Genomic DNA, 12,297 nt, shown 5'->3' on the forward strand with positions numbered 1-12,297 from the left:
ACCCATGAACCAAGGCACTTGTTCCGGCCGCCGCCGTTTCCTGCAGGCCGGCGCCGCCACCGTCGCGGCCGTCCTCGGCGCCGGGCCGCTCGCGGCGAGCGCGCAGCCGGCCTGGCCCGCGCGGCCGATCCGCATCATCGTCCCGTATGCCGCGGGGCAGGGCGCCGATGTGCTGATGCGGCTGGTGGGGAACGAACTGTCGGCGACCCTGGGCCAGGCCCTCGTGGTGGAGAACCGCGCCGGCGCCGGCGGCAACATCGGCGCGGCCGCCGCCGCGAGGTCGCCGGCCGACGGCTACACCTTCCTGCTCGGCACCAACGCGACGAATGCCGCCAACGAGTTCCTCTTCCCCGCCCTGGGCTTCGATCCTGCCGCCGACTTCGATGCCGTGGCGATGATCGGGCTGCTGCCGATGGTGCTCTGCACCTCGGCGCCCGAGCTGCCCGCCAATGGCGTCGCCGAGCTGGTCGCGCGGGCCCGCGCAAAGCCGAACACGCTGAACGTGGGGCTGCCGAGCACCACCGCGAACGTGGTGTTCGCGCAGTTCGTGAAGTCGGCGCAGGCGCCCTTGTTCGGCGTGAAATACAAGGCCTCCGGCCAGGCGATGACCGACGCGCTCGGCGGCCAGATTCCCTTGGTCATCGACACGGTGACCGCGGCCCGGCCGCATCTCGCGGCCGGCAAGCTGCGCGCCCTGGGCATCACCTCGCTCAAGGCCAGCGAGATGCTGCCCGGCGTCAAGCCGGTGGCCGAGCAGGGGGTGCCCGGCTTCGAGGTCGTGGCCTGGGATGCGCTGTTCGCGCCGCGCGGCACGCCGCCGGAGGTCGTGGAGAAGCTCAGCGAGCACCTCCGGCGCGCCCTGCAACAGCCCGAGATGCGGCGGCGAATGCTCGAGATCGGCGTCGAGCCGCTCTTCATGGGACCGGCCCAGCTGGATGCCTTCGTGAAGGCGGAGCGCCCCAAGTGGGGCGAGGTCATCAAGGCCGCCGAGATCCGCGTCGACTGAGATGAAAGCCMACCCCCGTATCGGCTCACTTCGTGTAGCCGAGTACCCCCTCAAGGGGGCGACACCAGCGGCCTGGCAAAGCCAGTTCCGCGGTGTCTCCCGCCTCGGTTGTGCCGGTTTCAAGCGTCGCGGGTCACGCGATCACCTGGCGGAGCACTGAGACGCACCCTGTGTCACTTCACCGAGAACAACCACGTTTCCCCAAAGAATGCATCCTGCATTTCAATCTCAACCTGAGTCAACCTGAGTCAACCTGAGCCAACCGGAGTAATGAACTTGACCACTGCCACTGCCACCCTGAACCCCCAATCCGACGTCGGCAACGCCCCCGCGGAGGGCCTGATCACCGACCAGGCCATCGCCGACGCCAAGGCCATGATCGGCCTGCACCTGCGCCCCGAAGGCCCCTACCTGCAGGACGCCACGCCCGACACGCTGCGCAACTGGTGCAACGGCATCGGCGACCTGAATCCGCTGTACCGCGACATCGGCTACGGCGCGGCCAGCCGCTACGGCACGATGCTCGCGCATCCGATGTTCCCGATGGCCTTCGGCTGGCTCGGCCGCACGCGCTGGGGCCTGCCGGGCGTGCACGGCTTCTATGCCGGCAACGACTGGGAACTGATCCGCCACGTGCGCCCGGGCGACCGCATCACGCCGATCGAGCGGGTGGTCGGCGTCGAGGTCAAGGAAAGCAAGTTCTCGGGCCGCCTGGTGCTCCAGTACGTCGAGGCCTGCTACTACAACCAGCGCGGCGAACTGGTGGCGCGGGCGCTCGGCACCTGCACCCGCCACGAGCGCAAGGCGGCGCGCGACACCGGCAAGTACAAGGAAATCGTCCAGCACGAATACAGCAACGAAATGCACGACCGCATCGACCAGATGGTGCTCGACGAGCCGAACAACATCCGCGGCGCCAACGTGCGCTACTGGGAGGAAGTGCAGGAAGGCGAGGAACTGCCGACCATCGCACGCGGCCCGCTGTCGCTGATGGACACGATGGGCTTCCTGGTCGGCTGCGGCCGCGGCCACACGCATGGCGTGGTGCTGCAGGCGGCGGTCAAGCACCCGGGCCACTTCTTCCGCAATCCGGAGGCTGGCGGCGGCGTCGAGTACACCGGCATCGGTCACCACCGCGAATCGGTGGCCAAGGAGGTCGGTGTCCCCGGCACCTACGACTACGGTCCGCAGCGCTCGTCGTGGATGTGCACGCTGATCACCAACTGGATGGGCGATGCGGGCGTGATCAAGCGCGTGCGCACCGAGATGCGGCGCTTCAACATCGTGGGCGACACCACCTTCTGCAAGGCCAAGGTGGTGCGCAAGTACGTGAAGGACAAGACCGCGCTCGTCGACATCGAGATCGCGGCCGAGAACCAGCGCGGCGAAGTGACGACGCCGGGCATCGCGACCGTCGCGCTGCCCTCGCGCGACGTCAGGCTGCCGGCCTTCATCGACGGCTCGGGCATCGACCTCGAGCTGCCGGTGATCCGCTGAACGCCCGCTTCCTGCAACAACCCGCGAAAGAGGTCACATGCTTTTCGATGAAGCGTCGCCATCCGCCGAGCTGCCCCTGGCAGGCTGCCGCGTCGTCGAGCGCTCGCGCACCGTGGCGGCCGCCTATGCCGGCCGCCTGCTCGCCGCCATGGGCGCGCAGGTCGTGATGCTCGAGCCCGAGGAGGGCTCGCCGCTGCGGCAGGCGCCGCCGCTGCTCGGCGACACGGGAGAGAGCGCGCTGTTCGCCTACCTCTGCGTCGGCAAGCGCAGCCGGGTCTGCGACCCGCTGACGAGCAAGGGGCAGGCCGTGCTGGCGCGCGCGCTGGACGGCGCCGACATCCTGATCGACGACACGCCGCTGCGCCACCGCGCCAGCGCGGGCCTCGATCCGGCATCGATCGGCCGGCGCTTCGCCGGCCTCGTTCACGCCAGCGTGCTGCCTTTCGGCGCCACCGGGGACAAGGCGGACTGGGACGGCGAGGAGGTGAACCTGGTGCATGCCGGCGGCGAAGGCTTCCTGCTGCCCAACGGCCTGTCCAACGAGCGGTTCCCGGACCGCCCGCCGCTCAAGGTCTACGGCCACTTCGCCGGCTACCAGGGCGGCAGCCTGGCGGCGATGTGCGCGCTCGCCGCCTGGTGGGCGGTGCCCGAGCGCGGCGGCCAGTACGTGGACGTGTCGGTGCAGGACGCGATGCTCTCGGTCGGCGCCTTCGCATTGCAGCGGCTCGGAGACGGTTCGCTGGAGCATCGCACCACGCGAAGCTTCCGCTATGGCGGGGTGTTCGAGACGCTCGACGGCTACCTGGAACTGCTCACGCTCGAGGACCGGCAGTGGGGCGCGCTGGTCGAGCTGCTCGGCCGCCCCGGCTGGGCCGGCGAGGAGGCGCTGCGCGATCCGCTCGAGCGCAGCCGCCGCGGCGACGAAATCAATGGCCACATCCGCGAATGGATGGCCAGGCACCGGGTCGAGGACATCGTCCGGCGCGCGCAGGAGCTCGGCGTGCCGGCCGCCAAGTACCGCACGCCGGTGGAGGTGACGCAGGGCGAGCACGAGCGAGCCCGCGAACTGTTCGTCCCGGCCGCGCTCCCGGGCGGCTTCGAGGTCGACGTGCTGCTGGCGCCGTTCCAGTTCCGCTGCTCGCCATTGCAGCGTGCCGGGCGGGTGCCGGCGCTGGGCGAGATGGCCCAGGGGGAGGGCGTCGCATGACGGCCCGCCACGCGCCATTGGCCGGCGTTCGCATCGCGGACTTCACGATCCACGCGGCCGGCCCCTTCTGCACCCACCTGCTGTCGCAGCTGGGGGCGCAGTGCATCAAGATCGAGAGCCGCACCCGGCCCGACGCCTTTCGCAAGCCGCACGCCGTCTACGGCCGGATGCAGGCGGCGACCTTCGACCAGGTATCGGCCAACAAGCTGTCGGTGCGGCTGAATCTCAAGCATCCCGAGGCGGTCGAACTCGCCAAGCGCATCGTCGCCCTCTCGGACATCGCCGCCGAGAGCTTCAGGCCCGGTGTGATGAATCGACTCGGACTCGGGTTCGATGCCCTGCGCGAGGCCAGGCCGGACATCGTCCTGCTGTCGCTGTCCTCGTGCGGCCAGAGCGGGCCGGACTCGCACTTCGCGGGCTATGCGCCGCTGTTCGGCGCCTGGGGCGGCCTGGGCTGGATGAGCGGCTACAGCGACGGCCCGCCGATGGAGATGCGCCACGTCATGGACCATTCCGCCGGCATGCACGCGGCGGCCGCGACGCTGGCGGCCTTGCACCAGCGGCGCCGCACGGGCCGCGCGCAGCACGTCGACCTGGCCGCGCGCGAGGTGGCCTCGGCGATGATCGGCGACGCGCTGGTCCAGGCCAGTGGCGGCGGCACGCCGCTGCGGCCCGGCAATGGCGACCCGGCGATGGCGCCCCACGGCATTTATGCGACCGCCCGACCCGACCGCTGGCTCACGCTGGCGGTGCGCAGCGACCACGAATGGCACGCCCTGCTGGCGGTGCTCGAACAGGGCGAGATGGCGCACGACGAACGTTTCGCCACGGCGCACGGCCGGCGCAGTCGCCACGCCGAGCTCGATGCGCTGCTGACCCGGTGGCTGGCCGGACGCGACGCCGACCAGACGGCGGCGCAGCTGCAGCGGGCAGGCGTCTGCGCCCATGTCTCGTGGACCATGCAGGATGTGGCGGATGATCCCCATCTGCGCGCGCGCGGCGCCCTGGTCGAGGTCAGTGCGCCGGACATCCCGAAGCGGCTGGCGGTGGGCGCGCCGGCGCGTTTCTCGGTCACCGACGACGTCGGCATCCGACGGCTGACGCCCGCGCTGGGGCAGGACGAGGACTATGTGTTCGGCGAACTGCTCGGCATCGATTCGGCACGCCGCGCCGACCTCGAGAAGCGGGAGGTGATCCTGTGAACGGGGCGAACGATCAACAAGCGAATGAAAGGAGTGCTGCGTGAAAGGGTCCATCTACCTGGTGCTGGACATGGAGAACGACCTGGTCCATGCCGACGGACCGAACGGCAAGGCCGCCTATGGCGAGCAGGTGCGCGGCCGGCGCGTGCTGGAGAACACGCGCGCGGCTCTCGACAAGGCGCGCGCCGCCGGCGTGCCGATCGGCTTCGTCCGGGTCGGCTTCTCGCCCGACTACCGCGAATGCCCGCCGAACTCGCCGATCTTTTCCGGCGCCCGCAAGAACGGAATCTTCAAGCTCGGCGGCTGGGGCACCGAGGTGCATCCGGACCTGGGCCGCCAGCCGGGCGACTTCGACATCGTCAAGCACCGCGTCAGCCCGTTCTACAGCACCAGCCTGGAGGCGATCCTGCGCGCCAACGGCATCCGGCGCATCTACTGCTCCGGCATCTCCACCAACGCCGTGGTGCAGGCCACCGTGCGTGAAGGCCACGACCGCGACTACGAGATGGTGGTGCTGGAGGACTGCTGCTGCGGGCTGTCGGCCGAGGAGCACGCGGGCGCCATCGAGAGCCTGCGCCGCTTCTGCCGCCTCACGACGTCGCAGGACCTGAGCTTCGAGTGAGGTGCCGATGAGCCCTATTGCGCGCAGTCTGCTGTTCGTCCCGGGCCACCTGCCGGAGCGCTTCGACAAGGCCGCCGGCAGCGGGGCGCACGAAGTCGTTCTCGATCTGGAGGACGCGGTCGCGCCCGCGGCCAAGGCCGAGGCACGCGACCGGGTGGCGTCATGGCTCGCGACCGGCCGGGAGGCTTTCGTGCGCCTCAACGCGGCGGACACCGAATGGCATGCGGACGACCTCCGCATGCTGCAGGCGGCGCCGCGCGCGGGCGTGATGCTGCCCAAGTCCGACGCCGAATCGCTGGCCCGGACCGCCCGGGCCTTGCCCGGGCGCCGGATCATCGCGCTGCTCGAGACGGTCGCGGGCTACCTGGAACTGGCGCGCCTGGCCGCCGTGCCCGGGCTGGAGCGCATCGCGTTCGGCAGCGTGGACTTCGCGGCCGAAAGCGGCATCGAGGACGCAGGCGACGCCATGACCAGCGTGCGCATCCAGATCGTGCTCCAGTCCTGCCAGGCGGGCCTGGCGGCGCCGGTCGACGGCGTGAGCCTCCATTTCACCGACGACGCCTGCATGCAGGCGGAGGCTCGCCGTTCGCGCCAGCTCGGCTTCGGCGGCAAGCTCTGCATCCATCCGCGCCAGGTTGCTGCCGTCAATGCGGCGTTCCTGCCGACGGCGCAGGAAGTGGCGTGGGCGCAGGGGGTGCTCGCCGCCTTCGAGGCCAGCGCGGGCGCCGCCACTTCCCTGGACGGAAAGATGATCGACAAGCCGGTGGTCGAGCGGGCGCGGCGCATCCTCGCCGAGGGCGGGGCCGCCGGCGGCGGCGCTTAGAATCGGCCCCGAGGGATGGCTCCCCCGGGGTGCTGCAGCAGATGGAATATCGAACCAAAGAAGAACAGGTCGCGGACTACCTGCGCGAGCGAATCATCTCGGGGGTGTACCCGCGCGGATCGCGCCTGAAGCAGGCCGAGATCGCCGAGCAGCTGCACCTGAGCATCACGCCGGTGCGCGAGGCCCTGAGGCTTCTGGCGGCCGAAGGCTATGTCGGCGGCGACTCGTATCGGGGCGCCCGCGTCGCGCCTTTCGACCCCTCCGCCTCCGGCGAGATCCTGAACCTGCGCCTCATGCTGGAGGCCCAGCTGGTGCGCGGCGCGACCGAGCGGGTGACCTCGCACGACATCGCCGCGCTTCGATCCCTGGCCGACGAGTTCGCCAAGGCCTTCGAAAGCGGCGACCGTGCGACGGCGCGTGGCGTCAACTACCGCTTCCATCGCCGGCTGTACGACATCGCGCAGATGCCGCAGACCCTTCACTTCGTGCAGATCCTCTGGGCCCGCTACCCCTTCGACCTGATCAATGCCGTGGAAGGGCGTGGCCAGGAGGCGGTCAAGGAACACGACGAGATCCTGCATGCCCTGACGACCGGTGACGCTTCCGTGGCCATGCTGGCCATGCGCAAGCACATCGAGTCGGGATGGACGGTCCTCAAGTCGGCATAGGCCGGCTCAGACCGTCATCTTGATGAGGGTGAAATCATCCTCGAGCACGCCCGGGCCATGGACCTCGCGCGCGAAGTCCAGCAGGCGGTCCAGCTCGGACTGCCCGTCGCCGACCGGTCGCGACAGCACCTCGGTGAAGTCCTCGAACGCCAGCATCGAGCCATCCGGGCGGCTGATCTCGTAGGTGCCGTCGCTGAAGACGAACAGCCGGTCGGAGGCCTGCAGGGTGCACTGCGCTTCGCTATAGCGGGCCGCCGGCGAGATGCCGACGCAGGGGCCCGATGCCGGCAAGGGGCGGGCCTCGCCGGCGCCGCTCACGAGCACGGCCGGGGGGTGGCCGGCAGAGGCGTAGCGCAGGCTGCCGGTGGCGCGGTGGTAGACGCCGTACCAGACGGTGCAGAACAGCTCGCCGTGGCGTTCCATCTGGTAGGCCTGGTTGAGCGCGGTGAGCACCTCCCCGGGGCTGCGGAAGTCGGTCCGCTGCAGGGCCTCCGAGCGCAGCGTGTCGGCGACCGCCACCGACAGCAGGGCCGAGCCCACGCCATGGCCGCAGACGTCGAGCAGGTAGAGCGCGAAGTGCTGGTCGTCGATCCAGTGATAGCCGAACGAATCGCCGCCCAGTTCGGTCGAGGGTACGAAGCGCCAGTCGACCGACGGCGGGCCCGATACGGGCTCCGGCAGGATCGAGCGGACATAGCGCTCGGCGTCGCGCAGTTCCTGCTGCAGCCGGTCGTGGGTGAGCTGCAGCGCTTCCTGCGACGCCGCGAGTTCGCGATGGGCCCGGGTCAGTTCCAGGTTGGCCGATTCGAGTTGCTCGATGAGCCTGGCCTCGCGCTGGCTCAGCAGGGTCATGTCGTAGGCTTTCTGCTGCACCAGCCGGGCTTCCTCGTATTCCGTCGTCACGTCGAGCAGCAGGACCCAGACGGTGCCGTCGTCGGCGAAGAAGTGGATGTCCGCCACGCGCCCGCTGGGCATTTCCATCGAGCGGATCAGGAAAGGCGTCTCCACCAGCGGCAACAGGCCTTCCAGGAACGGGATCTGGTCGCTGGCCGGGCAGCCGGTCTGGAGCCCGGACAGTCCGTAGTGGTCCAGGTGCCCGCCGGCCTGCGTCAGGTTCTGCGAATCATCGATGACCAGGTGCGCGACGACCCGCTGCGCGTGCAGCAGCAAGAGCAGCGAGTCGGAGATCCGGGCCGGCAGGTCGAGCATGACTATCGGGCCACGCGCGCCGCCAGTTCCTGGAAGGCTTCCTCGACCCCCATGCCGGTCTTGGCGCTGGTGCGGCGAAAGTTCCATCCGGCGGCCTCCAGGCGCTCGATGCGCTCGGCCGGGAGCGCCCAGTCTTCCAGCAGGTCCGCCTTGTTGAGCAGGGCGACGAAGGGAACCTCGCCGATTTCCGCGCCGACCCGGGCCTGGATCGACACCGCGGTGTCCAGGGTCTCGGGCCGGGTGCCATCCACCACCAGCAGATAGCCGGCCGCGCCGCGCAGGTAGCTCACCCGGACCGCCGCCACCTCGTCCTCGCCGGCGATGTCCCACAGGATCAGGGCCATCTGCTCGCTGCCGACGGTCAGTTGCTTCTTGTCGATCTTCACTCCGACCGTCGTCAGGTAGGCGTCCGAGAAGATGGTGTCGACATAGCGGCGTACCAGGCTGGTCTTTCCGACGCCGAAGGCGCCCAGCAGGCAGATCTTCTTTTGCAGCATGGCTGAACAGTCCCTAGTCGCCTGTGCTCACGGCGAAGGAGACGCGCCGGTTCATCGACAGCTCGTCCTCGCTGGCGCCGGGACGCAGTGGTTCCAGCGGGCCGGCGCCGCGCACGGCGAGCACCGCGGGATCGACGCCGCGGGCCCGCAGCATGGAGCGCACGACCTCCGCGCGGCCCACGCTCAATGCCAGGTTGGAGGTGTCCTTGCCCGTGGCATCGGCGTGGCCGACGATCGTCACCCTGACCGGGAAGCCGAGGGCGCGGGTGACCTGAACCAGTTCGCGCATGTCGGCAGCGACGGCGTCCAGCTTGTCGTCCTGGCCCGGTGCAGGCCGCGGCACGCTGAACTCGAAATGGATGAGCTGCGCCTGAATGGCATCGCGCAGGCGAAGGTACTCGGGATCCTGCACGTCCTTGAGGGCGCTGAGATCCACCTTCGGGGCGCCGGCCGGCAAGGTCAGCAGGAAGGCCCGCGCCTTGTCCATCCATTGCTGGGGGGCCGTGCCGCTGGCGCGAATGCCGCTCGCGTCCTGGGCCAGGATGACCGTCGGCGGCGGATTCAGGGTCGCCTGCAGCCGCTTCAGCATGATGGCCGGATGCAGCGCCTGGTAGGGTTCCCAGCGGCCGCTGACGCGTGCCGGGTCCAGACGGGCCTGTGCCAGCAAGGTCTCCGGCTGCGTGGCCAGCGGGTCGCGCAGGCCCGACACCAGCCACTTTCCGTCGCGGCGTTCGGCCCCCGTCACGACGATGYCGGGCTGATCCTGCAGCGCCGAGACATAGGCATCGACGCGCTGGCGCTCGATGACCCGCCCGGTGATCCAGTAGCCCAGCACCGCCAGCAGGGCCAGCGGGATCATCCAGAGCAGCGGCGACTTTTTCTTGTGCGTCTCGGCCACCTGGGACAACAAGCAGGGCCGCAGGCGGTCCGCGGCCTCGTCGAAGGGCGTGGTGTCGCCCTGGAATTCATCGAGCGCCGTGCGCAACTGGTCGTGGACGGAGCCCAGCGTATCGCCCAGGCGCGCGCGCAGCATGGCCGGCGGATTGCCATGGATCACCGCTGCGAGAAAGGCCGACGGCCCTTCCTCGCACCACAGCAGCAGGTCGCCCAGCCGCAGGCTGTCGATGCTGCGGCCGCTCGCGCCGCCGGTCCCGGATTCGTCGAAGGAGTCGCGCACGAAGTCCTGGATCGCCGAGAGCATCGCCGACACCAGCTGCGGGTCGCGCGTGGTCGCGTCGTCCCTCGCCACGTGCGCCAGCAGCAGGCCGGTCTTGCGATGGATCAGGAACAGGTGCTCGACGCTGAATACGGCCGTGTGCCGCATCACGACGTCGGCAAAGGTGCTGCCGCTGCGCCAGGCCTCGATGCGCCACTTGAGGCCACGCCACGACAGGCTGTGCTTGAGGGCCTGGTTCAGGGATTGCAGCGTGCCCTCGAGGGTCTCGGCGATGGCCTTGCGGATCGCCGGCCCCATGACCGGATACAGGATGTCGACCATCGTGCCCGGGTTCTTCTGGATCGACGCCTGGGTCGCACGCTCGACGGTGGGCGCGATCGACTGGCCGAGGCGGTCGCCCTGCGTCGCCGCCAGCGCAAAGGCGGCGGGCAGCACCGCGCCCACCGCATCGGCGAACTCGCGCGGGTCGTCGAACTTCTGTTGCAGCCGCGCCAGCGCCACCTGCTCGCGCTCGAACAGCACGCCGCGCATCGCCTCCAGCCGCGGATCGTCGTCCAGGCGGCTCGGCAGCCTCGCCGCCACGTCCGGATCGACGCAGCGCGCCAACTCCAGCAAGAGCGCGGCGAGCCGTGYGTTCGGATCCTCTTCGGAGGCGCCTCCGGGCACGCGCGTCGCGGCCAGCGACAGGCGTGCGTTCACCGCGCCTCCGTTGCGGCGCCCGCGCGAACCAGCCCCACCGGCGCGCTGTCCGCGCGACTCAGCCGGCGTGGCCGTTGCTGCCCTTGGGCGCGACGTCCTGGTTCAGGCATTTGGCGATCTCGACAAACAGTCCGGCGAGCAGGTTGCGATCGGTCTTGACGTTGCTGAGCTCGGCGAACATCCGCTCGGTGGTGGCGCGGGCGTCGTCCTGGCGCTTGCGCATCTCGTCGCGCAGCACCTGGACCTCGTGGCCCAAGCGATCGGTGAACTCCCGCTCCTGGCGTGCCAGCTGGTCGGACACCTGGGCCAGGCGCTTCTCGAGCGCCTGCGTGTGATCGCGCAGGCTGCGCTCCAGCTCCTTGTCGGCATCGGCGCGCAGGTCCTTCTCCTCGCGGAACTGGCCGGCGACCGATTCGAGCTGCTTCTTCATCGTCGATTCGAGGCTGCTCAGGCTGCGCGACGACTCGGCCTCGATGTCGCGCATCCGTTGCTGGAAGCGCTCCTCGAGAATGGCGAAGCGCTTGTCGTAGTCCTGCATTTGGTTGCCGAACAGCAACTCGCGCATCTTGTCGACGCCCGAACTCTCGCCGGCGCCGTTGGGTTGCCCCGCAAGGGCCGCCTGAGCCGCCAGTGCGCTCTGGGTGTCGATGCTGAGTGAGGGTTTGGCTGTGGATGCCATGGAGACGTCTCCTCGGTGGGTGGATGGATGGGTGGGTGGTTGGCCGATCGGGYGCTGCAGGGCGCTCAGGGTGGCGCGGTCGCCCGGAACAGCAGCGTCAGGCAATTGCGTCCGTCCTCGTGGCGGTAACTGAGGCCGTCGGAGAAGCGCCGGACGATGGGGATGCCCCAGCCACCGATTCGGGCGTCCTGGATGCTCGTGGCCGGTGCAGGTTCGGGAACCAGCCGTGGGTCGAACTCGCTGCCCTCGTCCTCGACTTCGAGCGCCACGTCCTCGCCTTGCCAACCCAGGCGCAGGAGGATGCTCTGGGTGCCGTGGCCGCAGGCGTGGGTCATGATGTTCGTGACCACCTCGGTGGAGCAGAGATCGAGGTTCAGCACGACCCTGGCAGGAAGCCTCTGGCACTCGGCCCAGTCGTGCACCCAGGCGCTGACACGCGCGAGCTCGTTCAACTCGCTGCCAACGGTGAGGGATGCCCGGGGCTCCCCGCCGGAGGCGGACATCAGCGGCTTTCGGCGGCGGCCGTCAGCGCGCTGCAGGCCGTTTCGACGTCGGGGTACACCGGAATGATCGTGTCGATACCTGCCATCTTGAGCACCTCCGCCACAAGGGGTTGCGGGTTGGCCAGGGCCATCACGCCGCCGCGCGACGACTGGGCCCTCGCATTGACGACCAGCGTCCGGATGCCGATGGACGCCAGGAACGACACTTCGGACAGATCGACCACGGCGAGCAGCTTTCGGCTCGCCACGAGCTCCGACAGGCGCAGGTTGATGTCATACCCGCCAAGGCTGTCCATGCGCCCGACCAGACTGATCTTCTCGACGCCGTCGGCCAGTTGCTCGCTTCTCAGGTCCATACGCTCTCCGCAATCGATGTCGATGCGCTTTGAATCGGTTCGCTGCCGCAAGCACTGCCTCGCCCGCAAGTTCTTGTTTTTAAAAGAAAACAAGAGTGTCTGTGAGGCAAAAGCTAGTACCTTTTTCTAGCTTACGCCCAATTTGCGGCCTC

Annotated in this window: 13 protein-coding genes; 7 read left to right on the top strand and 6 right to left on the bottom strand. The window is 69.5% G+C overall.

What is annotated here, in order from left to right; all coding sequences use genetic code 11:
- Nucleotides 1–4: 4 nt before the first annotated feature.
- From AC1D2E_RS02785 to AC1D2E_RS02815, 7 genes are all read left to right on the top strand, one after another.
- Nucleotides 5–1,006 carry a Bug family tripartite tricarboxylate transporter substrate binding protein gene (locus AC1D2E_RS02785; protein ID WP_478195981.1) on the top strand — a complete coding sequence of 334 codons (1,002 nt, stop codon included), beginning with the start codon at nt 5–7 and terminating at the stop codon, nt 1,004–1,006.
- Nucleotides 1,007–1,282: 276 nt separating this feature from the next.
- Nucleotides 1,283–2,503, top strand: a complete 1,221-nt coding sequence (locus AC1D2E_RS02790) for an FAS1-like dehydratase domain-containing protein (RefSeq protein ID WP_478195982.1) — start codon at nt 1,283–1,285, stop codon at nt 2,501–2,503.
- Between the two features lie 37 nt (nt 2,504–2,540).
- Nucleotides 2,541–3,710, top strand: coding sequence for a CoA transferase (locus AC1D2E_RS02795; protein ID WP_478195983.1), 1,170 nt, complete (start codon nt 2,541–2,543; stop codon nt 3,708–3,710).
- Nucleotides 3,707–4,912 (top strand): CaiB/BaiF CoA transferase family protein, encoded by a 1,206-nt coding sequence (locus AC1D2E_RS02800; RefSeq protein WP_478195984.1) that lies wholly within the window; start codon nt 3,707–3,709, stop codon nt 4,910–4,912. The genes AC1D2E_RS02795 and AC1D2E_RS02800 overlap by 4 nt, the downstream gene beginning before the upstream one ends.
- A 40-nt stretch (nt 4,913–4,952) precedes the next feature.
- Entirely contained in the window at nt 4,953–5,534 is a 582-nt protein-coding gene (locus AC1D2E_RS02805; protein ID WP_478195985.1) for a cysteine hydrolase family protein, read from the top strand.
- A gap of 7 nt (nt 5,535–5,541) precedes the next feature.
- Complete coding sequence (locus AC1D2E_RS02810) at nt 5,542–6,357, top strand: HpcH/HpaI aldolase/citrate lyase family protein (protein ID WP_478195986.1); 816 nt, start codon at nt 5,542–5,544, stop codon at nt 6,355–6,357.
- A gap of 41 nt (nt 6,358–6,398) precedes the next feature.
- Nucleotides 6,399–7,025, top strand: coding sequence for a GntR family transcriptional regulator (locus AC1D2E_RS02815; protein WP_478195987.1), 627 nt, complete (start codon nt 6,399–6,401; stop codon nt 7,023–7,025).
- A 6-nt stretch (nt 7,026–7,031) separates the two neighbouring features.
- On the opposite strand, the gene AC1D2E_RS02820 is transcribed toward AC1D2E_RS02815, so the two are convergent.
- The 6 genes from AC1D2E_RS02820 to AC1D2E_RS02845 all read right to left on the bottom strand — a co-directional run bounded on the left by AC1D2E_RS02820 (nt 7,032) and on the right by AC1D2E_RS02845 (nt 12,145).
- Nucleotides 7,032–8,234, bottom strand: coding sequence for a PP2C family protein-serine/threonine phosphatase (locus AC1D2E_RS02820; RefSeq protein WP_478195988.1), 1,203 nt, complete (start codon nt 8,232–8,234; stop codon nt 7,032–7,034).
- Between the two features lie 2 nt (nt 8,235–8,236).
- Nucleotides 8,237–8,731: a Rab family GTPase gene (locus tag AC1D2E_RS02825; protein WP_478195989.1), complete on the bottom strand. Its 495-nt coding sequence runs from the start codon at nt 8,729–8,731 to the stop codon at nt 8,237–8,239.
- A 13-nt stretch (nt 8,732–8,744) separates the two neighbouring features.
- Nucleotides 8,745–10,607 (bottom strand): OmpA family protein, encoded by a 1,863-nt coding sequence (locus AC1D2E_RS02830; protein WP_478195990.1) that lies wholly within the window; start codon nt 10,605–10,607, stop codon nt 8,745–8,747.
- Nucleotides 10,608–10,665: 58 nt separating this feature from the next.
- Nucleotides 10,666–11,286: a hypothetical protein gene (locus tag AC1D2E_RS02835; RefSeq protein WP_478195991.1), complete on the bottom strand. Its 621-nt coding sequence runs from the start codon at nt 11,284–11,286 to the stop codon at nt 10,666–10,668.
- Between the two features lie 65 nt (nt 11,287–11,351).
- Nucleotides 11,352–11,738, bottom strand: coding sequence for an ATP-binding protein (locus tag AC1D2E_RS02840; protein WP_478195992.1), 387 nt, complete (start codon nt 11,736–11,738; stop codon nt 11,352–11,354).
- Nucleotides 11,739–11,788: 50 nt separating this feature from the next.
- Nucleotides 11,789–12,145 (bottom strand): STAS domain-containing protein, encoded by a 357-nt coding sequence (locus tag AC1D2E_RS02845; protein ID WP_478195993.1) that lies wholly within the window; start codon nt 12,143–12,145, stop codon nt 11,789–11,791.
- Between the last annotated feature and the right edge of the window lie 152 nt (nt 12,146–12,297).

It is taken from the genome of Variovorax sp. P1_H2 (assembly GCF_056405295.1).